The 22,686-nt window shown below is 72.9% G+C and carries 22 protein-coding genes; 13 read left to right on the forward strand and 9 right to left on the reverse strand.

The window, feature by feature from the left end:
* Window positions 1-30: 30 nt before the first annotated feature.
* Window positions 31-1,500: an amidase gene (locus HDA32_RS15985; protein ID WP_179643952.1), complete on the reverse strand. Its 1,470-nt coding sequence runs from the start codon at window positions 1,498-1,500 to the stop codon at window positions 31-33.
* 231 nt (window positions 1,501-1,731) lie between these two features.
* On the opposite strand from HDA32_RS15985, the gene HDA32_RS15990 reads away from it, so the two are divergent.
* From HDA32_RS15990 to HDA32_RS32095, 3 genes are all read left to right on the forward strand, one after another.
* Window positions 1,732-3,309, forward strand: coding sequence for a DUF2207 domain-containing protein (locus HDA32_RS15990; RefSeq protein WP_179643953.1), 1,578 nt, complete (start codon window positions 1,732-1,734; stop codon window positions 3,307-3,309).
* Window positions 3,310-3,715: 406 nt separating this feature from the next.
* On the forward strand, window positions 3,716-4,318 hold the full coding sequence (locus HDA32_RS15995; RefSeq protein ID WP_179643954.1) for a TetR/AcrR family transcriptional regulator: 603 nt from the start codon (window positions 3,716-3,718) through the stop codon (window positions 4,316-4,318).
* Complete coding sequence (locus tag HDA32_RS32095; RefSeq protein WP_376766963.1) at window positions 4,315-4,437, forward strand: FAD-dependent oxidoreductase; 123 nt, start codon at window positions 4,315-4,317, stop codon at window positions 4,435-4,437. The genes HDA32_RS15995 and HDA32_RS32095 overlap by 4 nt, the downstream gene beginning before the upstream one ends.
* A gap of 249 nt (window positions 4,438-4,686) precedes the next feature.
* Here HDA32_RS32095 and HDA32_RS16005 read toward each other — a convergent pair whose 3' ends face one another.
* Window positions 4,687-5,325: a TetR/AcrR family transcriptional regulator gene (locus HDA32_RS16005; RefSeq protein WP_179643955.1), complete on the reverse strand. Its 639-nt coding sequence runs from the start codon at window positions 5,323-5,325 to the stop codon at window positions 4,687-4,689.
* A gap of 113 nt (window positions 5,326-5,438) precedes the next feature.
* Here HDA32_RS16005 and HDA32_RS16010 point away from each other — a divergent pair, with 113 nt between their 5' ends.
* Window positions 5,439-7,652 (forward strand): MMPL family transporter, encoded by a 2,214-nt coding sequence (locus tag HDA32_RS16010; protein WP_179643956.1) that lies wholly within the window; start codon window positions 5,439-5,441, stop codon window positions 7,650-7,652.
* An 11-nt stretch (window positions 7,653-7,663) separates the two neighbouring features.
* Entirely contained in the window at window positions 7,664-7,882 is a 219-nt protein-coding gene (locus HDA32_RS16015) for a hypothetical protein (protein ID WP_179643957.1), read from the forward strand.
* Between the two features lie 44 nt (window positions 7,883-7,926).
* Here the strand turns inward: HDA32_RS16015 and HDA32_RS16020 are convergent, their stop codons facing one another.
* Window positions 7,927-8,322, reverse strand: coding sequence for a hypothetical protein (locus HDA32_RS16020; RefSeq protein WP_218882489.1), 396 nt, complete (start codon window positions 8,320-8,322; stop codon window positions 7,927-7,929).
* Window positions 8,319-8,663, reverse strand: a complete 345-nt coding sequence (locus tag HDA32_RS16025) for a DUF427 domain-containing protein (protein WP_179643958.1) — start codon at window positions 8,661-8,663, stop codon at window positions 8,319-8,321. The genes HDA32_RS16020 and HDA32_RS16025 overlap by 4 nt, the downstream gene beginning before the upstream one ends.
* A 348-nt stretch (window positions 8,664-9,011) precedes the next feature.
* On the opposite strand from HDA32_RS16025, the gene HDA32_RS16030 reads away from it, so the two are divergent.
* Window positions 9,012-9,446 carry a hypothetical protein gene (locus tag HDA32_RS16030; protein WP_179643959.1) on the forward strand — a complete coding sequence of 145 codons (435 nt, stop codon included), beginning with the start codon at window positions 9,012-9,014 and terminating at the stop codon, window positions 9,444-9,446.
* 64 nt (window positions 9,447-9,510) lie between these two features.
* Here HDA32_RS16030 and HDA32_RS16035 read toward each other — a convergent pair whose 3' ends face one another.
* Together HDA32_RS16035 and HDA32_RS16040 are read right to left on the reverse strand one after the other, a co-directional pair.
* Window positions 9,511-10,287, reverse strand: coding sequence for a class I SAM-dependent methyltransferase (locus tag HDA32_RS16035; protein ID WP_179643960.1), 777 nt, complete (start codon window positions 10,285-10,287; stop codon window positions 9,511-9,513).
* Window positions 10,288-10,359: 72 nt separating this feature from the next.
* A complete protein-coding gene (locus tag HDA32_RS16040) occupies window positions 10,360-11,073 on the reverse strand; it encodes a Crp/Fnr family transcriptional regulator (RefSeq protein ID WP_179643961.1) in 714 nt (237 codons plus the stop codon).
* Between the two features lie 242 nt (window positions 11,074-11,315).
* Here HDA32_RS16040 and HDA32_RS16045 point away from each other — a divergent pair, with 242 nt between their 5' ends.
* From HDA32_RS16045 to HDA32_RS16060, 3 genes are all read left to right on the forward strand, one after another.
* Window positions 11,316-11,924 (forward strand): vitamin K epoxide reductase family protein, encoded by a 609-nt coding sequence (locus HDA32_RS16045; protein ID WP_179643962.1) that lies wholly within the window; start codon window positions 11,316-11,318, stop codon window positions 11,922-11,924.
* A gap of 202 nt (window positions 11,925-12,126) precedes the next feature.
* Entirely contained in the window at window positions 12,127-13,953 is a 1,827-nt protein-coding gene (locus tag HDA32_RS16055) for a radical SAM protein (RefSeq protein ID WP_312863202.1), read from the forward strand.
* A complete protein-coding gene (locus HDA32_RS16060) occupies window positions 13,950-14,771 on the forward strand; it encodes a class I SAM-dependent methyltransferase (RefSeq protein WP_179643963.1) in 822 nt (273 codons plus the stop codon). The genes HDA32_RS16055 and HDA32_RS16060 overlap by 4 nt, the downstream gene beginning before the upstream one ends.
* Before the next feature lie 13 nt (window positions 14,772-14,784).
* On the opposite strand, the gene HDA32_RS16065 is transcribed toward HDA32_RS16060, so the two are convergent.
* Both HDA32_RS16065 and HDA32_RS16070 read right to left on the reverse strand, forming a co-directional pair.
* Window positions 14,785-15,636: an urea carboxylase-associated family protein gene (locus HDA32_RS16065; RefSeq protein ID WP_179643964.1), complete on the reverse strand. Its 852-nt coding sequence runs from the start codon at window positions 15,634-15,636 to the stop codon at window positions 14,785-14,787.
* 164 nt (window positions 15,637-15,800) lie between these two features.
* Window positions 15,801-16,832, reverse strand: coding sequence for a LacI family DNA-binding transcriptional regulator (locus HDA32_RS16070; protein ID WP_218882490.1), 1,032 nt, complete (start codon window positions 16,830-16,832; stop codon window positions 15,801-15,803).
* A 284-nt stretch (window positions 16,833-17,116) separates the two neighbouring features.
* Between HDA32_RS16070 and HDA32_RS16075 the strand changes: the two genes are divergently transcribed.
* The 4 genes from HDA32_RS16075 to HDA32_RS16090 are packed head-to-tail and all read left to right on the forward strand — an operon-like array spanning window position 17,117 to window position 21,722.
* A complete protein-coding gene (locus tag HDA32_RS16075) occupies window positions 17,117-18,163 on the forward strand; it encodes a class I mannose-6-phosphate isomerase (protein ID WP_179643965.1) in 1,047 nt (348 codons plus the stop codon).
* A gap of 51 nt (window positions 18,164-18,214) precedes the next feature.
* On the forward strand, window positions 18,215-19,183 hold the full coding sequence (locus tag HDA32_RS16080; RefSeq protein WP_179643966.1) for an ABC transporter substrate-binding protein: 969 nt from the start codon (window positions 18,215-18,217) through the stop codon (window positions 19,181-19,183).
* Window positions 19,180-20,718, forward strand: coding sequence for a sugar ABC transporter ATP-binding protein (locus HDA32_RS16085; RefSeq protein ID WP_218882491.1), 1,539 nt, complete (start codon window positions 19,180-19,182; stop codon window positions 20,716-20,718). Before HDA32_RS16080 ends, HDA32_RS16085 begins: the two co-directional genes overlap by 4 nt.
* A complete protein-coding gene (locus HDA32_RS16090; RefSeq protein ID WP_179643967.1) occupies window positions 20,715-21,722 on the forward strand; it encodes an ABC transporter permease in 1,008 nt (335 codons plus the stop codon). The genes HDA32_RS16085 and HDA32_RS16090 overlap by 4 nt, the downstream gene beginning before the upstream one ends.
* A 36-nt stretch (window positions 21,723-21,758) precedes the next feature.
* Here HDA32_RS16090 and HDA32_RS16095 read toward each other — a convergent pair whose 3' ends face one another.
* The gene (locus tag HDA32_RS16095) at window positions 21,759-22,205 is read right to left on the reverse strand and encodes a DoxX family protein (RefSeq protein ID WP_179643968.1); all 447 of its coding nucleotides are present in this window, start codon (window positions 22,203-22,205) and stop codon (window positions 21,759-21,761) included.
* Between the last annotated feature and the right edge of the window lie 481 nt (window positions 22,206-22,686).

A 22,686-nucleotide genomic window follows, 5' to 3' on the forward strand; every position in this document is an offset into this window, starting at 1 on the left:
TGTCGGCGCCGGGGCGTCGCTCCGGTCGGCCTACCTCGGGGGCCGGATCGACTGGGGTGTCCAGGCGTCGTCGCGGTACCAGGGGCGGGCGGTCTCGACGGCGTGGGCGACGCGGGCGGCGAGCCGCTCGGCGTAGGCCGGCGCGGCGACCTGCACCGAGGTCGGTACGCCGGTCGCGGCGATCCCGCTCTGAACGGCGAAGACGGGGAGACGGCTCGCCATGTTGAACGGGATGGTCAGCGGGATCTGCAGGTGGTGCACGAGGTCGACGGCGGTGCCGTCCACGTCGACGCTGAGATCCGTGTAGTCGTTGTCCGCCTCGAGGGCGGGGATCATGGACGAGGGGCAGATCAGGGCGTCCACGCGGGTGAACGCTTCGGCGAAGTCCTCCTGGACCCGGGTCTCGGCCAGAACGGCCGCATAGGTGCCGACCTCGGCCAGGCAGCGCTCGGCGACGGCGACGAAGTCGCGCGTGTAGGACTGCGCTTCGGCGAACCGGTCCCCGAACAGCTGCCTGACCATCGGCGCCATGACGGTCCCGTAGTGGGCGAAGGCCGCCCGGGTGAGTTCGCCGGTCGACCAGTCGAACCCGAGGTCGACGGTTTCGGCGCCGCGCACCCGCAGCGCTTCGGCGGCCTGTTCGAGGCCGCGGGCGACATCGGCGGCGACGGGGTGCTCGCCCAGGGTGCGCGCAACGCCCACGGTGAGCCCGGCGAGGTCGCCGTCGCCGATCCCGCCGATCGCCGCTCCGGGCACGCTCACCATGTCGTGGCTCCACTGGCCCGCGATGGCATCGTGCAGTAGGACGCAGTCCTGCACCGTTCGGGCCATGGCCCCGTCGTGGCAGTAGGTGTCGAGGTTCATCGGCGCCGGCGCCGGGACCCGGCCGTAGGGGGCCTTGTATCCGACGACGCCGTTGAACGCGGCCGGAATCCGGATGGAGCCGGCGATGTCGGATCCGGTGGCCAGCGTCGTCATGCCCGCCGCGAGGGCCGCACCCGACCCGCCGGAGGAACCGCCGCTGGAGTAGGCCGTGTTCCAGGGGGAGCGGGTCACTCCCCACAGATCCGACCGGGTGTATCCCGCGCAGCACAGTTCGGGGGTCGTGGTGCGCAGGTGGACGACCGCGCCGGCCGCCTGGATGCGGTCGACGATCGGGTGCCCCGCGGAGGGGATCTCGGGCACCAGCACCGTGGAGCCGAGTCGCAGCGGCTCACCGGCGACGGGGTGCTCCTCCTTGAGGGCGACCGTGATCCCCTCCAGCGGGCGCTGCGTGCCCGCGGCGTAGCGCGCGTCGGATTCGGCCGCGGCCGCGCGCGCCTGGCCGTAATGCCGGTCGGCGACCGCGCCGACCGCTCCGTTGAGTTCCTCGGTCCGGGCGATCTGTGCTTCGAGCACGTCACTGGGCGCAAGGGCGCCGGACCGGTAGTGCGCCAGCAGGTCGCTCACAGGGAGGTAGCAGATCTCCTGCGCGGTAAGGCCCTGCGCGGCTGTGTCCATGCCTCACTCCGAACGTCGTGTTCATTACAAAGTGAAGATTGTTGTGTGTACAACACACCATGGCCGGCCGCGGTGTCAATAGCGCAATCGAAGATTCACACGCTGCAACGGCCCCGGAACGGCGCTGCTACGCCGGCGGCCATCCGCACGCGGTCCCGGGTGGCGCGCTAGAGTCCGACCGCGGGCGGTGCGCCCGCACCCTCCGCCGCCGAGCACGAGCACTGGTCCCACATGCCGCCGCACATCGCTCCCCTACCGATTCTCCGGCGCCTGCGCGCGCTGCTGCCCGCCGCGGTCCTCGCCGCGACCGCGCTCGCTCCCGCCGCCGCCTCCGCCTCCGAGGAGCGCGTCACCTCCTACGCGGCCGACGCCGAGGTCCGGCGCGACGGCTCCATGCGCGTCACCGAGCGGATCACCTACGACTTCACCCAGGCCCCCGACCGGCACGGACCGGTGCGGCTGCTGCCGCGCGAGCGCGGCGGCGGCACCTTCGAGCGCGAGTCGTTCTCCTACAGCGACATCGAGGTGCAGAGTCCCGACGCGCCCGCCGCCGTCGAGACCGAGGACGACGGGCACGACCTCACGCTGCGCATCGGCGATCCCGGCACGGAGGTGACCGGCGTCCACGACTACGTCATCTCCTACGTGGTCACCGGGGCGCTCGACCACGCCGACACCGGGCAGGGAGTCGAGCTCGACTGGAACTTCATCGGCGACGAGTGGGACGCTCCCGTGGAGCGCGCCGAGATCACGGTGCGCACCCCGACTCCCGTCACCGACGTGCGCTGCGGCGGTCACGAGGACCACTGCCGGGCCTCTTCGGCCGACCGCGCCGCCAGGGTCGTGTGGCACGACATCGACGGATGGCCGGGCACGCCGGTCGTGCTCGGCCTGTCCGAGGGCCCGATCGACGAGGCCGGGCTCGGAACGGCGAGCCCGTACACCCCCACCCTGTGGGGGTCGGCCATCGCGGTGGTGCTCCTGCTGCCGCTGCCCCTCCTGCCGCTGGCCACTCGGCCTCGGGGCGGTGGCGGCAGCGGGTCCGTGGCGGTGCACGCCCTCCCGCCGGCGGTCGCCGCCGCCGTGGCCACCCGGGGGGCGCAAAGCACCGGTCAGGCCCGCCGCATCACCGTGGCCACCCTGGTGGACCTGCACATGCGCGGGTTGCTGCGGATCGAGCGCCGTGGGCCGGACTGGTGGATCGAGCCGGGCCCCGACCACTCCGAGGAGGCGTCCACCCGGATGGCGGGCTTCGAGCGCCTGCTGGTGGAGCACGTCACCGAGTCTGCGGGAGGAGGGGACGGAGACGGCGAGGCCGAGCCCGGATGCTTCCTCGGCTCCCTGGGGACGCCGCGGATGCTCTCGAGGACGGTGGCCGACGCGGCGCGCGAGGAGGCCGTGAAATACGGACTGCTCCACTCCGCGACCTCGCCGATGCGGCCCTGGATCGTCGCCGTCGGGGCCGTCGGCTGGATCGGCAGCGGCGCCTGCCTGCTGTCCATGCTCGGCCCCCAGCCGTGGCCGCTCCTGGACGGCGCGGCGTACGCGTTCGCGGCCGCCGCGCTGACCGGCACCCTCGCCGGGGCGGTGACCAAGCGCTCCCCGCTCACCCCGGAGGGCGAGCTGGTGCGGCGCCGGGTACACGAGCGCATCAAGGGCATCGGCTCCGATCCCGACACCGGCTTCTACGATCCGGCGCTGCGCGCGGCCTTCGGTCTCCGCGGCATCCAGCCCCACGACATTGACGACTTCACCCGCGCCGCCCGCAAGGCCTTCGAGCCGCCCCGCTCCCCTTCCCACCCGTCTTGAGGCCGTACCGAGGTCTGCGGAAGTCAGGTGGAGCCTGGATCTTCGGCGGACGGGCGGCAACGGTCTGCTGTGCGGTGGCTCCCGCGCCGATCTTGAGGTTGCCGGGGTTATCGCAACGTTTTCATGTCCCACAAGGTCGACGTGAGTTTTGACCTCGGCCCCGGGGCGGAGTAGGCGCGCGGGTGGGTCCCCTCCACCTCGACTCCAGGGGGTCGTGAAGGCCCGCCCCAGGAGGGATCGCCCGGCCACCGCGGATCCCTGCTTCGGCTGAGCTTCACACCCCCCGGTGGCCGAGGTTGAAACTCAAGGCCGAGATCGCCGAAAGCGCGCCGCCCCTGCCGCCGGGTCGGGCGGGCTCGCGTTATGATTGGTCAGTCGCCCAGTGCAGTCGACCAAGGAGGAGTGGATGACACCGCCGACCCCCGCTGAACGCGGCCGCGAGGTGCGGGAGAAGCTGCTGGCCGCGGCCCGAGCGCTGATCGGCGAGCTCGGCTGGAACGCCGTGAGCACCCGGATCCTGGCCCAGCGGGCCGGGGTGCGCCCCGGCCTGGTGCACTACCACTTCGAGTCGCTCCCGGCCCTGCTGCGCCGGGCCGCGCTGGACGCGATGCGCCGCACCCTGGACGACACCGCCGCGGTGCTCGCCGGGGCGGCCACCCCGGCCGACGGCGTCGACGCGATGCTGTCCTTCCTGGACCACTACACCGGGCGCGACCCCGAGTCCCTGCTCTTCAGCGAGGCCTACCTGGTCGCCACCCGCGACGAGGAACTGCGCGCCCGGATGAGCGAGCTGATCGCGGACTTCCACGGCGACCTCGCCGAACGCCTGGCCCGGGCCGGGCACCACGCGCCCGAGGACGCGGCGACCCTGCTCATGGCCGTCCTCGACGGCTTCGTGCTCCACAAGGGGCTGGATCCCGGGCTCTCGGCCGCGCGGATCGCCCCGCTCGTACGCGACATCGTCACCGCCCGAGGAGAAGGAGAGGGAGAGAAGGGAGAGAACCGATGAGAGCGGTCGTCTGCGGCGCGGGCATCGCCGGTCTGGCCCTGGCCCGCCGGCTCCGCCACCACGGCTGGGAGGTGTGCGTCGTGGCCAAGGCCCCGGTCCGCGGACCCAGGGGTACATGATCGACTTCTTCGGCCCCGGCTTCGAGGCCCTGAGCGCGATGGGCCTGCTGCCGCGGCTGAGGGAGCTCGGCCACCGGGCCGCGGAGTTCCGCTACGTGGACGAGCGGGGGCGCAAGAGGGCCGGCATCGACTACGCCCTCTTCGAGAAGGCCGCGCAGGGGGCCATCGTGAACATCATGCGCCCCGACCTGGAGCGGCTGCACGCGGGCACCGCTCGCAGCACGCGCGGCACGCGACCGAACGCCCGCGTCAGTCGGCCGGCGATGCTCCGAGGACCCGGGTCAGGTAGTCGACGAGCAGGGTGTGCAGCTCGCGTTCGAACCGGGCCCCTTCGGCGGGCCCGCCGCCGACGATGAGCGGCATGAGGGCCTTGACCAGTTGGATCGCGACGACGGCTGCGTGCCGCAGGTCCTCGGGGGCCCGCTCGGGCGCGCGCACGGCGAAGAGGGCGGTGACGCGCTGCAGCATCGCCTCGTGCAGCGGCGCGGTGGCCTCGGTGAGCGCCGGCGGCAGGTCGGTGCGCGCGAAGAGCACCTTGAATCCCCGGTGCTCCCGGTTGAAGCGGATCAGCGGGCCGAGCACCCGGCGCACGAGCGACTCGGTCGGCAGTGCGGCGAGGTCGTCCCCCTCGAAGGCTGCGGCGTGCGCCCCCGCGAGCTCACCGGCGTAGCGCTCCGCCAGCGCGCGGACGATGTCGTCCTTGTTGCCGAAGAACTGGTAGAGCGAGCCGGGGGAGATCCCGGCACGGGCCGCGATCGCGTTGGTCGTCGCCGCCTCGTAGCCGGCCTCGGCGAACACCTCGGTCGCGGCTCCGAGGATCTGCCCGATCCGGCGCTCGCCGCGCGCCTGCCGCTTCGGCGCCCGCTGTGCCCTCTCCCCGGTGGCCATGCTCACATCCTTCATCCGCCGCTAGACAATACGAGCAAGTGCTCGTAATCTCGGCCGCACCAAGAACGCGACCAATCGCTCGTGTTCGTCGTACGCTAACAGAAGGGCGGCCCATGATCGGGCGTCTCGCCACCCGCTTCCCAGGCCGGGTACTCCTCATCGCCGGTCTGGTGTTCGCCGGTCTCGGCGTACTGGCGGCGGGCGCCGTCGACGCGCTGTCCCTCAACCGCTACGAGGCCCCCGGCTCGGAGTCGCTCGCGGCCCGCTCCGTGCTGGCCGAGCGGTTCGACACCGGCAGCCCGAACGTGGCCGTGCTGGTCACCGCGGTCGACGGCACCGTCGACGACGCCGATGTCGCCGCGGCCGGGCGCGGGCTCGCCGACCGGTTGTCGGGCCATCCCGGCGTGCGGGACGTCTGGTCGTACTGGAGCGCGGACGCGCCGCGCACGCTGGCCAGCGAGGACGCCCGGCACGCCCTGGTGCTGGCCTGGGTGCCCGGGGACGCCGACCACGTGCGCGGCACGGTGCTGCCCGGCATCGAGGCCGACGTGGTGGCGCCCGCGGACGGCGGGCCGATCGCCGTCCAACTCGGCGGCGGCGACGAGGTCTTCCGCGTGGTCGCCGAGCAGGCCCGGACCGACTTCCTGCAGGCCGAGCTGATCATCCTGCCGCTGGTGGCGCTGCTGCTGTGGGCGGTCTACCGCCGGATCGCGCCCGCGCTCGCCACGCTCGCGATCGGGGTGTTCTCCGTCGTCGGCACGCTGGGCATCCTGCGCGTGGTCGCGCTGTTCACCGAGATCTCCACGTTCGCGTCGAACATCGCGCTGGTCATGGGTATCGGCCTCGGCGTCGACTACGGCCTGTTCGTCACCTACCGCTACCGCGAGGAGCTGGCCGCGGGGCGGACGGTCGAGACCGCGGTGCGGCGCGCCGTCGGCGTCGCGGGCCGCACCGTGGTCTTCAGCGGGGTCACCGTCGCCGCGTCGCTGGCGGTGCTGCTGGTGTTCCCCTTCCCGTTCCTGTCGTCGTTCGCCTACGCCGGCATCGCGGTGGTGCTGACCGCCGTCGCCGGAGCGGTGGTGGTCCTGCCCGCCGCACTGCGGCTGCTCGGTCACCGCGCCGCCCGTCGGCGCCCGGCCGCGTCGGACGGCGGGGTGTGGCTGCGGACCGCCCGGTTGGTGATGCGCCGCCCGGTGGCGGGCGGCGGCGCCGCCGTGCTGGTCCTGGTACTGCTCGGGGCCCCGGCCCTCGGAGCGGAGTTCGGCGCCCCGGACGACCGGGTGCTGCCGGCGAGCCAGCCCGTCCGCGGCATGTACGACACGGTCCGCACCGGGTTCGCCACCGAGGACGCCGACGCGATCCGGGTGGTCGCCCCGGAGCTTGCGGCCACGGACCCGGCCCTGGCCGACTACGCCGAACGGCTGTCCACGCTCGACGGCGTGGCGCGGGTCGACACGGCGGCCGGCGCGTTCGCCGACGGCGCGCGGGTCGGCGAGTCCGGCCCGGACGGCCCCGCTCGCTACACCCCCGCCGACGAGGGCGCGGGGACGTGGCTCGCCGTGCTGCCCACCGGTGAGCGGCTCGCCGGCGACCCGACCGGACTCGTCGCCGAGGTCCGGGCGCTGCCCGCCCCCGGTGACGCGCTCGTCGGCGGCTACCCGGCCGAACTCGCCGACTACCGCGACGGCGTGGTCGAGCGGATTCCGCTGGTCGGCGCGCTCATCGTCGTGGTCACGTTCGTCGTGCTGTTCCTGATGACCGGCTCGGTCATCGCCCCGCTGAAGGCGTCGGTGCTCAACCTGCTCTCGCTGACGGTGATGTTCGGCGTGCTCGTGTGGGGCTTCCAGGACGGCGCGCTCGCCGGACCGCTCGGGTTCACCCCCACCGGGGTGATCGAGCCGAGCATCCCGCTGCTCATGTTCTGCATCGCCTACGGGCTGTCCATGGACTACGAGGTGTTCCTGCTCGCCCGGATCAAGGCCGACTACGACCGCACCGGCGACGTCGTCGGCTCGGTCCCGCGGGGGATCGCCCGGTCCGCGCCGCTCGTGAGCGCGGCCGCGCTCATCCTCGCCGTCTCGTTCGCCGTCTACGCGACCAGCGAGGTCACCTTCCTGCAGCAGCTCGGGATCGGGATGGCGCTGGCCGTCCTCGTCGACGCCACGATCATCCGCGGCGTGCTCCTGCCCGCGGCGATGCGCCTCGCCGGCCCGCTCAACTGGTGGGCCCCCGCGCCGCTGCGCCGGCTGCACCGGCGGATCGGGCTGCGCGAGGACACCGCCGATCCCGCACCCGCACGTCCCGACACCGCGCTCGCCCACCGATGAGGGGAACGCGCATGCCGCGATACAGCGTGCTGACCACCGGAGCGGCCGGCGGCATCGGCGGCGCAACCGTCCGCCTGCTCGCCGAGCGCGGTCACCGCGTCTTCGCCGACGTCCGGCCGGGCAGGCCCGCACCGATGACGGCGGCCGCGATCGCGGCGACCAGCAGGATCACCGCGGCGTACCCGCCGAGGTCCGCACCGCGTTCGGGGTCGTGGGGGCACGGCCGGTGACCGCGCGGCCGCCCTCGGGCGGGCCTTCGCGTGGGCCGCGCGGTTCAGGCGAAGGTTCCCAGCCACGTGGTGAGGGCGTACAGCGCGGCGTAGGTCGTGACGGCGACCGCCAGGACGGCGGCGAGCCGCCAACGGATCTTGCGCGCACCCGCCACCGAGCACTGCCCGCGGCGGCGCAGCGACCACCACACCAGAGCCGCGGTCGTGCCCAGTCCGGCGAGACGGAACCACCACGCGTAGCCGTCGTAGAGGTCGGTCGCCCACGCGAACGCGGTTCCCGCGCCGACGACGCCGAGCAGCGCGAGCGCGGTGGGGCCGACGCAGCACAGCATCCCCACCGCGCCGCCCGCGACCCCGATCCGCAGGACGGGCAGCCGTCCGGGGGAGCCTTCCGTGCTCCCGGCGGTGATGAACTCCCGATCGGGGCGGATGAGGTTCACGCTCCTCCCTCCCGCAGGGACTTGCGGCGGCCGGGCTCCGGCGCCTCCGCCCGCTCGGTCTCTTCGATCCTGACTCCGGGCCAGAACGCGACGTGGCCCTTGATCCTCCGGGCGAGGAAGGTCGGCCTGGGGTAGTACCAGGCGGCGTCGGGGTGGGTCTGCCCGTCCACCGTGAGGCTGTAGTAGCGGGCGACGCCCTTCCACGGGCACAGCGTGCGCGTCGGGGAGTCGGTGAAACACCCCCGGTTGAGGGAGTCGGGCGGGAAGTAGTGGTTCCCCTCGACCGTGGCGGTGTGCTCGGCCTCGGCCAGTACGGTGTCGTTCCACACGGCGCGGATCATCGGTGACGCCTCTTCTCCCTCTCGTTTTCGGACGGCCGCCGGCCGGCGGTGGGCACGCCCACGGGGTCGCGGACGTGCCCTCTTCCCCCTACCCGAGTACGCCGTATCCCGGCCGCACGCGGAGAAAGAGTGTCAGCGATGCGACAGGAGTCCGCCCGCGCGGCGCTGGAGCGGCGTACCAAGGAGTATGCGGACACGGTCGAGTCGGCTCCCTCTCCGGTGGCGGGGCGAAGGAGCGGGCCGCCATCGGGCGACCGCGGGTGCCCGCAGCGGAGGCGCCCGCAGCGAGGCCGGCCGCAGGTCACGTCCGCAGGGCGCGGACGCGACGCCGATGTGGAGGTGGATGTCATGTCCACGATCGCTCATGCCCGGTCCCACGCGGTGACCCACGCCTGGAGGGGCGTGGTGGCCGGCATCGCCGGTGGAATCGTATTCGGAATCCTCATGGCGATGATGGGCATGCTGACGACGATCGCCATGCTCGTGGGCGGTGGCGGCGCCGTGGTGGGCGGGCTGGTCCACCTGGTCATCTCGGCCGGAATCGGGCTGGTGTTCGGGCTCCTCGCCGGATCCTTCGCCGACCGGCTCTGGCCGGTGCTGGGAGCGGGTCTCGTCTACGGCCTGGCGTGGTGGGTGCTGGGCGGTCTCGTGCTGATGCCCGCCATGCTCGGCATGCCGATGTTCCAGCTGAACCAGGCCGCGATGATGAGCCTCGTGGGCCACGCCGTCTACGGGCTGGTCGCCGCCGGCGCGCTGTACGGCCTGAGCCGGCGCGAGGTCTGAACACGCGGGCCCATGAGCTCGGAGCTCATGGGCCCGTGTCGCGGGCGCTCGCCGCACCCGGTCCTCATGCGGCGCGGGCGACGACGCGCCTGAGCGGGAGCGGGAGGCGACGCCCCGGACGCACCCAGGAGGCGGCGAGGGAGCGCCGGGCCGATCGGAGGCGCTCGTCGTCGACGCCCGGCAGGTAGAGGCTCTCCAACAGCAGCGATGCGTCCGCGGAGGTCTCCATACCCAGCCGGAAGACGCGCCGCTCGTCCGAGAGGACCGTGAAGCCGTGCGACCGCAGTACCCCCGCCGCACCGTCGCAGGCCTCCGGGTTGGGCCACGGCAGCCGGAGGGTGCCCACGGAGCCCAGCACGCGCGCCCAGTCGAGCATCCCGGAGGGGGACCATCCCAGGCCGGCCGGTGTCAGCGACGCGATCACCGCACCGGGCCGCAGAACCCGTTTCACCTCGTCCAGCACGGCATCGAGCGGGGTCACGACCTGCAGGCACATCGCGGCGCACACCGCAGCCACCGTCGCGTCGGCGAAGGGCAGCGCGGCCGCGTCGCCGAGGACGAGGGGCCGCCGCCCGCCGGCGGCGGCGCACGCGAGCTCCGCCGCGGAGGAGTCCACCCCCGCCCAGCGGGGCGCGGACGGCTCGCCCCGCGCGCCGAATTCGCCGCGGGTGGGGGCCGACCCGCAGGCCAGATCGAGGACCACGCCGGGAGTACGACGGAGCGGCTCCGCGAGCCACGTGTAGGGGGACGCGTCGGCGCGGCGGAGCAGGCGTTCGGTCACGGCGGTTCGCGAACCGTGGAACTCCGCCAGGAAACGCCGCCATTCGTTCTCGCTCGGCACCCCGGCTCCCTTCGTCGTTATCGCCGCGTCCCGGCGCGACCGCGGGCGGTGCCGCGGACGGCGGGGCTGAGGCTATCCGGCCCGCCGCGCCAGCGCCGCGCGGTCGACGATGTCGATCGCGGAGTAGCGCAGCGCGATCAGCCCGTCCTTCTCCAGCTCCTTGAGCACCTTGTTCAACGAGGGGCGCCGGACGCCGAGCATCGCGGCCAGCGTCCGCTGCGGGAGGGCGACGCCCTGCTCGCTCTCCTCGTCCAGCAGGAGCTGCGCGGCCTGCTGGACGAGGGAGCGGCCGAGCAGGCCGATGATCCGCATGTGGCTGGTGTTCAACCGCTGGGCCACGCTGGACAGCCAGCGCCGGGCGATCGGGGGGCGGGTGGCCAGCAGCCGCTCGAAGTCCTCGCGTTCGAGGTGCAGCAGTTCCACGTCGTCCAGGGCCCGGGCGGTGTAGGGCAGGGGCATGTCGAGCAGCAGCTGGATGTCGCCGTCGACGTCTCCGTCGTGCAGGATCTGCACGACCACGCGCCTGGCCCCGGATCCCGCGAGCAGTTCCAGCCGTCCCGAGCGCACGATCCACACGCTCGGCCGGGTGCGCCCGTCGCCGTAGGCCACCGCGCCGCGCGGGACGGTCCGGCGGTGCAGGGTCGCGGCGAGGGCCGAGACGTCCTCGGGGGCGAGCGGAGCGGACTCCCCCCGCCCGACGCAGCGGGCCACCCAAGCCGCCTCCTGCAACCGGAAATCGCCGTCCCCGCGGCCCAAGAGGTGCAGGGCCCGTTCCACCGCCGACATCCGCCTCCCCTTCCCCTGCTTCGTCCCGCCGCCGCGCCCATCGTCCCTGCGGCGCCCTCGGGCCTGCCTCGGCGCGCAGTCCCCGCGTCCCCGCGGGGAACCCGCTCGTGCCCAGAACCTACTCGACGGCCCGCCCTCCGGGGGGACGAAGCGCCCGGTCCGCCCGGACCGACCGCATCGGATGCCCGATGCATGTCGGCGCGCTCGTGATGGGCGGGGCGCGCTGGGTAGGCGCACACGCCATGGGACGACACAAGAGCAGAGGCATCCGGGCGCATCAGGTCCGTCCACGTTTCGGCGGGGTGGGCCGGGACGCGCCCCCGCGCGCCGAGCGGCTCAGCGACGAACTGCGGCTGGGAGCGAGCCGCTCCGTCGTGCGCCGCCGCCGGATCGCCGGGCTGACCCTGGTTTCGGCGCTGGCCTACGGGGTGGTCGGCGCCTACCAGTTCGGGCTGGCGCCCGCGGTGCCCGAGCCGCCGCTTCCGTTGTTCGACGCCGACCGCGTGGACGCCAGCGGTGAGGCCTACGCGGTTCTGGACACGCCGGACGCGGCTCTGGGGCTCACCAGCGCGGGGATCACACTCGTGCTGGCCGGTATGAGCGGTGAGCGCCGACGGGCCGAGCGGCCGTGGTTGACGCTGCTGTTCACCGGCAAGGTCGCGGCCGACGCCGCGGGGGCCGCCTACCTCTTCGCCGAACAGGCCACCAGGCATCGGCGGTTGTGCTCCTGGTGCACCCTCGCCGCGGTCGCCAACATCGCGGCGCTGCCCATCGCCCTGGCGGAGGCGCGGGCCGCTCTCGGCGCGCTCCGCGGACGCGGTGCGCGCACGGCACGTTCCGGCGGGGAATGAATGTCACCGGGCGGACAATCCCGTCCGCCCCCCGGTCGCCGGTGCGGTGGACTCGGCGCATCCGTGCGGACGGGCGCCCCTTGGCGCGGCCGTGCCCGCAGGAGAACGGGGACGGGGCACCGCGCGCCGGAGACGGGGCTGCGAGGACGGTTGCCGAGGGACGTCGAAGACGGTGAGGCCGAGAGGCGGAGAGGCGGTGCACGTGGTCCAGGGAGAACGCGATCGCGACGAGGTGTTCGTCGAGTACACCAAGAGCGTCTGCCCGATGTGCAAGGTCGTGGTGGACGCGCAGGTCAACATCAGGGACAACAAGGTTTACCTGCGCAAGCGGTGCAGGGAGCACGGCTGGTTCGAGGCGCTGGTCTACGGCGACGCGCAGGCCTACACGGAGCTGTCGCGGTTCAACAAGCCGGGCACGCTCCCGCTGGCGTTCCAGACCGAGGTCAGGGACGGCTGCCCGTCGGACTGCGGGCTGTGCCCGGAGCACAAGCAGCACGCCTGCCTGGGCATCATCGAGGTCAACACCGGCTGCAACCTGGACTGCCCGATCTGCTTCGCCGATTCGGGGCATCAGGGAGGCACCGCGGCGCGCAGCGCCTCGGTTGAGGGTGGTGGTGGGCGACGGGCAGAAGAGGCGGCGGCGCGCAGCGCCTCGGTTGAGGGTGGTGGTGGGCGACGGGCAGAAGAGGCGGCGGCGCGCAGCGCCTCGGTTGAGGGTGGTGGTGGGCGACGGGCAGAAGAGGCGGCGGCGCGCAGCGCCTCGGTTGAGGGTGGTGGTGGGCGACGGGCGGGCTATTCGATCACCCACCAGCAGTGCGAGCTGATGCTCGACACCTTCGTGGCGGCCGAGGGCGAACCCGAGGTGGTGATGTTCTCCGGCGGGGAGCCGACCATCCACAAGAACATCCTGGACTTCATCGACCTCGCCCAGCAGCGCCCGATCAAGGTCGTCAACCTCAACACCAACGGCATCCGGCTGGCCACCGACGAGCGCTTCGTCGCCGCGCTCGGCGAGCGCAACGGCCGCAACGGCACCTCGGTCAACGTCTACCTGCAGTTCGACGGCTTCGACGAGGCCACCCACCGCGCCATCCGCGGCAGGGACCTGCGCGAGCACAAGCGGCGGGCGCTGGACAACTGCGCCGAGGCCGGGCTCACGGTCACCCTGGTCGCCGCCGTCGAGCGCGGCCTCAACGACCACGAGGTCGGCGACATCATCCGCTTCGGCATCGACCATCCGGCGGTGCGGTCGGTGTCCTTCCAGCCGGTCACCCACTCCGGGCGGCACGTGGAGTTCGACCCGCTCACCCGGCTGACCAACTCCGACGTGATCGAACTGGTCAACGAGCAGTGCCCCGACTGGTTCCGGCCCGGCGACTTCTTCCCCGTGCCCTGCTGCTTCCCGACCTGCCGCTCCATCACCTACCTCCTGGTGGACCGCAAGCCCGAGCGGACCGACGTGGTGCCGATCCCGCGGCTGATCGACATCGACGACCACCTCGACTACGTCAGCAACCGCGTCCTGCCCGACCCGGGGCTGCGCTCCGCCCTGGAGAAGCTGTGGAGCGCGTCGGCTTTCATGGGCGCCCCCGCCACCATGGCGAGCCTGGAGACCGCCACCGCGGCGGCCGAGTGCGAGGCGTGCGGGATCGATCTGCCCGAGGCGGCCAAGGACCTCGGGGACCGGGCGTTCATGATCGTCGTCCAGGACTTCCTGGATCCCTACACGCTCAACGTCAAGCAGCTCATGAAGTGCTGCGTCGAGGAGATCACCCCGGACGGCAGGATCATCCCCTTCTGCGCCTACAACTCGGTGGGCTACCGCGAGCAGGTGCGCGCGCAGATGTCGGGCGTGGAGGTCGCCGACGTCGTCCCCAACGCCCGCGAGTTGGCCGATGTGACCGTCGAGTCGCCGTACGGGTCGCGCATCGCCCGGAACGCCCTCGACGGGGACGGAGCGGGCGCCTCCGGCGGCACCGGCATCGCACCGGATTCCACCAACGTGGGCGGGAAGGCGGTGGAGCCGTGAGCACCGGTCCCCTCTCCCCCGTCCCCGCCGACCCCGACGAGGTCAAATCCTGCTGCACGGCCGCCTACGGCGGCGACGCCGTCGCACTGCTGCTCGGGGACTCCTACCACCCGGGCGGCCTCGCGCTCACCCGTCGGCTCGCCGACGCCCTGGCGCTGGCCGGGGACCGGACGGTGCTCGACGTCGCCTCGGGGCCGGGGGCCACGGCGCGGCTCCTGGCGATCGAACACGGCGTGCTGGTCCACGGCGTGGACCTCGGCGAGGAGACGCTGCGGGCGGCCCGGGCGAGGACCGCCGAAGCGGGCCTGTCGGACCGGGTCCGCTTCCACCTCGGTGACGCCGAGCGCCTGCCGCTCCCCGACGCCGCCTGCGACGCGCTGGTCTGCGAGTGCGCCTTCTGCACCTTCCCCGACAAGGCCGCCGCGGCGGCGGAGTTCGCCCGCGTACTGCGCCCCGGCGGCCGCGTCGGCATCACCGATGTCACCGTCTCCCCCGGCGGCCTCCCCGATGAGCTGGCGGGGATCGCCGGATGGGTGGCCTGCATCGCCGACGCCCGGCCGGCCGCCGACTACGGCCGGCTGCTGGAGGGCGCGGGCCTGCGGCCGATCCGCGAGGAGCGGCACGACGCCGCGGTCGCCCGGATGATCGACCAGATCGACGCCCGGATGCGGGTGCTCGCCATGACCGCCCCGGACCGGCTGTCGGCGGCCGGGGTCGTCCCCGACGCGGTCGGCCCGTACCTGGAGGCCGCCCGCCGCGCGGTGGAGGAGGGGGCGATCGGCTACGCGCTGCTGGTCGCGGAGAAGCCCGCGGGGTGAGCCGCCGCAGGACTCAGGAGGACCGGTCGGCCCATTCGGGGCGGTGGATGCCGTGCAGGCCGGCGTAGGCGGCGCGGGCCGGCGGGGCCCACCCCTCCAGCAGCTCCGGCGCGGGCCGGTGGACCTCGACGGCCAGGGGGCGGCACACCTCCAGGGGGTCGCGGGCGTCGGGGCCCCACAGGTCGACCGACAGGTCGCCGCCCGGGCAGGTGGACAGCGCCATCAGCAGGTCGATCTCGGCGAAGAACTCGATGTGGTCGCCGGGACGGGCCGGGCTGGCCTTCATGAAGTAGCGGTCCTCGTCGTTGAGGCCGGTGCACTGGAAGACGTTGAGCACGTCGTGCACGTCGAACTCGGTCAGCCCGTAGGGCAGGACCGCGCGGGTGAGGTTGGAGTGGCAGTGGAAGTCGAAGTCCTCGCCGGTGAGCATCCGGTTGACGTAGGGGTCGCAGCGGGTGCCGAGCAGGTCGTGCACCCGGCCGCCCCGGTCGTCGACCCCGTAGTCGGCCAGCGAGTCGGCGGTGATGGTGGCCATGGGCCGCAGGAACGGCAGCGTGGACCACAGCCGGTCGAACGTGCTGACGTGCGCGGCCTGGAGCTGGCGGGTGCGCGAGGCCCACATGCGCTCGCGGGGGTCGTGCCGGTTCCACATGTTCAGGTCGCCCACCTGCGGGCCCTCGGGGGTGCGGATGCGGCACAGGTGGCCGGCCGGGACCTCCCAGGCGCGGCCGGAGCGGATGGGGACGGTGAAGCTCTGCACGAGTTCGCGTTCGCCGGTCGCCGCGCCCAGGCGCCGGTAGAAGTCGCGGTCGACGTCGAGCGCGCCGCCGGGGGCGGCCCGGTAGGCCGCGGCCGGTGTTCCCATGATCGATCAGCTCCTGTTCCGGGGCGGGTCCTGGCAACCGCTCCCTGTTGTACTCCGGTCGTGCTCCGCGTGCCACCCGCCTACCGGGGCTTGCGGGAGTTGCGTGGGAACGGCAGGCGGCTCGGGCCTGCTGCGGGGCGCGGTCGTCCGCGGTGCCGACGGGGTCAGGGCGGGTCGGCCGCGGCGATCCCGCGGTCGGCGAGGTAGGTCGCGATGGTCGTGCTGCTGAAGGGGGTCTCCGGCTCGCGGATGCGGCGGAAGAGCAGCTCGGCGGCGAACCGGCCCAGCGACGGGGTGTCGTAGCCGACCACCGTGACCGGGTAGGGCAGCAGGTGGGCGAACTCGAAGTCGTCGAACCCCGTCAGGCGCACCCGCGCGCCGCGCCGGACCACCTCGCCCACGGCGCCCGAGAGGATCCGGTTGTTGCCGCAGAGGACCGCCGTGGGCGGCGAGGCCGCGTCGAGCATGCGCGCGACGGCCTCGCCGGCCACATCGGGGGCGTCGAAGGGGGCCTCGACGAACAGCGCCCGATCGGCCAGGCCCGCGGCTTCCAGCTCCTCGTGGGCGCCGATGCGGCGTTCGCGCATCGTCCAGGCGTTCAGCGAGTCGGTGACGATGCCGATGCGGCTGTGCCCTTCGGCCAGCAGCCGCCGCACGGCCGTGCGCGCGCCTCCCCGGTTGTCGATGAGCACGGAGTCGCCGCCGAGGCCGGTCGGCGGCCGGTCGACGAACACCGCGGGGGTTCCCTGGTCGATCTCGGCGCGCAGGTAGGACTGGTCTTCGCCGGTGGGGACGATGATCAGGCCGTCGACCCGCCGCTGGCACAGGTCCGCCACGATCTCGGACTCCCGCCGGGCGTCCCAGCCCGAGCTGGCGGTGAAGAGCTGGGTGTCGAAGCGCTGGGCGACCCGGGCGGCGGCTGCGGCGATGGTGGAGTAGAACGGGTTGGCCAGGTCCAGGATGACGAGCCCGATCGTGGCGGTGCTGCGGCCGCTGCGCAGGCTCGCGGCCACGCTGTTGCGCCGGAACCCCAGCTCCCGCATTGCCGCCCCGACCCGCTCGGCCAGCTCCGGGTCCACCGTGGAGACCCCGTTGGCGACGCGGGACACGGTCTTGATGCTCACGCCCGCCGAGCGTGCGACGTCGACCATGGTGGGTCGGCGCGTGCGCCTGGGTGCGGGGTCTCGGTCGTTCATGGGATGGCTCCCTGTCCCTGGAGTGGTGCGCCGGCACGTTGCCTCCGGCCGGCCGGCGCCCCGCCGCCGAGCCCTCCGGTTCCCGCGAAATAACGTTGTCTCAGCTTATCCCGGAATCCGCGCACCGGGCGGGTCTCGCGCGCGGGCGCGTCCGGAACATCCGCTCATTTGCGCAGTTGGGTATTGACTTTCCGCCGTGATGTGGATCACTCTGGCGAGGCAACGTTGTCTTACGGTCGCCCATTAGCGGCCCAGTGGTCGTCTCGCAACGTGGAGGTTCGGGCATGCGCCCAGTCCATCTGCCGGTCAGTGTGCTGGAGCACTTCTACCGCGGTGGGGCCGCGATCGCGGAGCTGCGGGGCGGTCCGCCGCGATGTGAACGCTCACCCGAGGAGTGGCTCGGGTCGGTGACCACCCGCTTCGGCGCGTCCACCGACGGACTGAGCCGCCTGCCCGGCGGGACGCTGCTGCGCGACGCCGTGGCGGCCGACCCGCAGGCGTGGCTGGGCCCGGAGCACCGCGAACGGCTGGGCGACGAGACCGCGCTCCTGGTCAAGCTGATCGACGCCGGCGAGCGCCTGCCGGTGCACCTCCACCCCGACCGGGGCTTCGCGCAGCGGCACCTGTCGTGCCGCCACGGCAAGACCGAGGCGTGGATGGTGCTCGACGCGGAACCGGGGACGACCGCCCACGTGGGCTTCTCCCGCCCCGTCGGCCGCGGCGAGCTCGCCGACCTGGTGGCGCGCCAGGACACCGACGGCCTGCTCGCCCGGATGCACGAGTTCACCCTGCACCCCGGCGACGCGGTCCTCGTCCCCGCCGGCCTGCCGCACGCCCTGGGCGCCGGAGCCTTCGTGGCCGAGGTGCAGGAGCCCACCGACTTCTCCATCCTGCTGGACTGGCAGGGCTTCGCCGTGGACGGTCCGGTCGAGGGGCACCTGGGCCTGGGGTTCGACGTCGCCCTGGAGGCCGTCCGCCGCGACGCGCTGCCCCGCTCCGAGGCCGAGGAACTGGTACGCCGCAGCGCCCTGGACGCGCCCGCAGCGGACCGGCCCCGCGCCCTCCTCCCCGCGGCCGCGGCCCCCTACTTCCGCGCCGAACTGCTGCGGCCCGCCCGGGGCCTCCCCGTCCCGCAGGGGTTCGCCGCCCTCCTCGTCCTCGACGGCCGGGGGACGCTGCGCCCGCGCACCGGTGCGGACGTCGCCCTACGGCGCGGCGACGCCCTGGTGCTGCCGCACGCCGCCGGGCCCCACACCCTCAACGGGGACCTGCGCGCCCTGCTCTTCCGACCGCCCGGCCCCGACCACGGGACCGGATCCCCCACTCCGTGAACCGCGCTCCCAGCGAAAAGCGGCGACCACTCGTTCGAGAGGAATCCAGGCATGCCGAACCACCGCAGGCCCACCAAGGCGATCACGATGCTGTCCATCGGTGTTCTGGCCCTCGCCGGCTGCAGCGAGGAGCCCATGGGCGTCGGGCAGGACGCCGCCGACGACGGCGGCGAGGTGCAGACCGTGGGGCTGATGGTCCAGGACCTCAGCAACCCGTTCTTCACCTCCATGCAGGAGGGCGTCGAGGAGGCCGCCGAGGAGATGGGCGCCACCGTCATCACCGAGGACGGCCGCCAGGACCTCGGCGCCCAGAACGCCCACATCGACTCATTCGTCCAGCAGCAGATCGACGTCCTGCTGATCAACCCGGTCGACTCCGAGGGGATCGCCCCAGCCGTGCAGCGGGCCGTGGACGCCGGCATCACCGTGGTCGCCGTGGACGTCACCGCTGAAGGCGCCCAGGCCACCATCACCTCCGACAACGTCCAGGCCGGCGAGCAGGTCTGCACGCACCTGTTCGAGGAGATGGGCGGCGAGGGCGACATCCTCATCGTCGACGGCACCCCGATCTCCTCCATCCAGGACCGGGTGGAGGGCTGCGAGAACGTCCTGGAGGACTATCCCGACATCGAGGTGGTCGGCCACCAGAACGGCGACAACAACCGCAGCGAGGCGCTGGACATCGCCACCGACATGCTCACGGCCAGTCCCGACGTCGACGGAATCTTCGCCGTCAACGACCCCACGGCACTGGGCGCGGCGCTGGCCGCCGAGCAGGCCGGCCTGGACGACCTGAAGATCGTCGGCGTCGACGGCGCGCCCGAGGCCGAGGAGGAGATGGCCGAGGAGGACTCGATGCTCATCGCGACCGCGGCGCAGGATCCCGAGCTGCTGGGCGTGCGCGGACTGGAGATGGCCGCGGACCTGCGCGCCGGTGAGGAGCTGGAGGAGGACACCATCCTCGTCGAGACCACCCTGGTCACCCCCGGCGACCTCGCCGACTACGAGGGGTGGCGGTGAGCGGCGCGGCCCCGCCGCTGCTGCGGATGACCGGGATCAGCAAGGGCTTCCCCGGGGTCCAGGCGCTGTCCGACGCCCGGTTCGACCTCCACCCCGGCGAGGTGCACGCCCTCATGGGCGAGAACGGCGCGGGGAAGTCCACCCTGATCAAGATGCTCGCCGGAGTGCACGGCCCCGACTCCGGCAGCATCGAGATCAACGGGCGGACCGTGACCGTCGACGGCCCGCAGCAGGCGGCCGACCTGGGGATCGCGGTGATCCACCAGGAGCTCAACCTGGCGCCGAACCTGACCGTGGCCCAGAACCTGGCACTGGGCCGGGAGCCCCGCACCCGCTGGGGCCTCCTGGACCGCCCGCGCATCCGGCGCGAGGCCCGCGACAGACTCCGCCGCGTCGGGGCCGACCTCGACCCCGACACCCCCGTCGCCTCGCTCAGCGTGGGCCTGCAGCAGGTGGTGGAGATCGCCCGGGCCATAGCGCAGGACGCCCGCATCCTGGTGCTGGACGAGCCCACGGCCGCGCTCTCGGAGGCCGAGTCCCAGCGGTTGTTCGAACTCGTGGCGGAGATGCGCGCCGGCGGCATGGGCCTGGTCTACATCAGCCACCGCATGGAGGAGGTCTCCCGCCTGGCCGACCGGGTGACCGTCTTCCGCGACGGCCGCTGGGTCGACACCTCCCCGCAGGCCGACCTCACGCCCGAGGACATCGTCTCCCGCATGGTCGGCCGCAAGCTCAGCGACCTCTATTCACGCCGGCGGCAACCCCCGGGCGACGTGGTCCTGCAGGCGCGCGGGCTCACCGACGGCGCCGGTGTCGGCCCGCTCGACCTGGAACTGCGGGCCGGCGAGGTCGTGGGGATGGCGGGGCTCATCGGGGCCGGGCGAACCGAGACCGCCCGGATGCTGTTCGGCGCCGAGCGCCCCCGCGGCGGCGAGATCCTGCTCGACGGGCGGCCGGTGACCCTGCGCAGCCCGCGCGACGCGGTGCGCCACCGCATCGGCCTGGTACCGGAGAGCCGCAAGGAGCAGGCGCTGTTCCCGCAGATGGCGATCCGCGACAACGTCGCCGTCACCGGCCTCGGACGGCTCAGCGACTTCGGGGTGCTGCGGCGCGGCCGCATCGACCGCAGCATCGAACGCCACGTGTCGGCGCTGCGGGTGCGCTGCTCATCGGCGGACCAGCGCGTCGGCGAGCTGTCGGGCGGCAACCAGCAGAAGGTCGTGCTGGCGCGGTGGCTGGAGATCGCACCGCGCGTGCTGCTGCTCGACGAACCCACCCGCGGCGTGGACGTCGGCGCCAAGCAGGAGATCTACCGGATCATCGACGACCTCGCCGCCGACGGGGTGGCCGTGCTCGTCGTCTCCTCCGACCTGCCCGAGGTGATCGGCATCAGCGACCGGGTCCTCGTCATGCGCAACGGGGGCATCGTCGCCGGCCTGGCGCGCGAGGAGGCCACCGAAGAGACCGTGATGCTGCACGCCACCGGTGTGGCGCGCACCGACCGACCCCCATCCAAGGACGGAGAACCCCGATGATCGGGACGAGTCGCTCCACACCGGCGCAGAACCCCTCCGCCGGCGGCCCCGCGGGAGCCCGGCCGGGGCGGCCCAGGACCGCGGTGCTGTGGGACCGCTACGGCATCCTCGGCGTGCTGGTGCTGCTGGTCGCCCTCATGGCCGTCATCGCGCCGAACTTCTTCACCCTCGGCAACGCCTTCAACATCGCCAGGGCGACGTCGATCAACGCCATCCTGGCCGCGGGGATGACCCTGGTCATCCTCACCCGCGGCATCGACCTGTCGGTGGGCTCCAACCTCGCGGTCAGCGGCGTCGTCTCGGTGCTGCTGTGGACCGCGGGCATGCCCGCCCCGGTGTGCGTGCTGGTCGGCATCCTCGTCGGGGCGCTGTTCGGCCTGGTCAACGGGGCCCTGGTGGCCTACCTGGCCCTGCCGGCCTTCATCGTCACGCTGGGCGGGCTGACCTACCTGCGCGGAACCGCCTACCTGCTGACCGACGGCCGCCCGCTCATCGCCGACGACCTGGGATTCCACCTCATGGGCAACGGGTTCATCGTGGCGGTCCCGGTGCCCGTGGTGATCATGCTCGGGGTCTTCCTGGCGCTGTGGTTCCTGCTGCGCTTCACCCGGTTCGGCACCGAGGTCTACGCCATCGGCGGCAACCCCGAGGCGGCGCGCCTGGCCGGGATCAGGGTCAAGTGGACCCTGGTGAAGGTCTACGTCATCGCGGGCGCCTGCGCCGGCCTGGCCGGCGTGCTGTTCTCGGCGCGGGTGATGTCGGGTCAGCCCACCGCCGGCGAGACCTACGAGCTCGACGCGATCGCCGCGGTGGTCCTGGGCGGCACCAGCCTCCTGGGCGGGGTCGGCACGGTGCAGCGGACCCTGATCGGCGCGATGATCATGGGCGTGCTCAGCAACGGCCTGCTGCTGATGAACGTGCCGTTCTTCTACCAGCTGATCATCAAAGGCGGCGTGATCGTCCTCGCCGTGGCGATCGACGGCTTGAAGAACTGGAAGCGCTGAGCGCCACGGCGGGGACGGCCGGTCGGACGGCGGTGCTCACCCGGGGCGGGGTGAGGCGTGGGCCGGAGCGGGGGCGTCATCGTCGCGGAGGCGACGGACGGCCGAGTCCAGGGACCAGCTCCCCGGCCCCAGCACGGCGATGAGCAGGAACGCCCAGCAGTACATCGCCGCCAGCTCACCGCCGTTGTTCAGTGGCAGCAGCGCTTCGGGCTGGTGGGACATGAAGTAGGCGTAGGCCATCGAGCCGGACGCGAGCGTCGCGCAGGGACGGCTGAGCAACCCGACGAGGACGAGCACGCCGCAGACCAGTTGGATCAGCGCGGCCCACCAGCCGGGCCAGAGGCCGAACTCCAAGGCCTGCCCGGTGCCGCGGCTGCCGCCGAACACGCCGAACAGGGAGGCCATTCCGTGCAGCAGGAACATCAATGCCGTCACGGCGCGAAACAGTGAGAGCACCGATTCGCGGAATTGGTTCATGTTCATGGGGGGACACCTTGCAGAAGTGATGGTCGGCGGGAACGCCGGGGCGGGTACGGGCCACACCGGGTCATCGGCGGTGTCTCCCCCTCAGGGCACGCCGAATCAATGGCGGATCGCTTCCGATCCGCCCGTTCCCCGGGAAAATCCCAGGTGCGGGCAGGGAAAAGGGACGGACTCGCTGAGAAACGGTCCGATCGTGCGGTCAGGGAATGGTGATTCCAGACGCCATCGACTCTGACAGCTACTTACTTGCCTGCTCAGGCACTGTTTCGAACACGGTGGGACCGTGTTCGCCGCCAATCCGGCGATGTTCTTCCCCACTGCGGGCGGACCCGGATATGGATCGGCGGACGGCCGCCCGCGATCCCCGCAGCCGGACGTATCGCATTCTCACGAGGTGGCTGATGGACCGATCGAATGTGATCAATTCACTGGAATACCTCAGCGCGGCTTTTCACAGTAGAGTGGCGCTTGACGCATAAAA

This window comes from Spinactinospora alkalitolerans, from assembly GCF_013408795.1.
Classification (GTDB): domain Bacteria; phylum Actinomycetota; class Actinomycetes; order Streptosporangiales; family Streptosporangiaceae; genus Spinactinospora; species Spinactinospora alkalitolerans.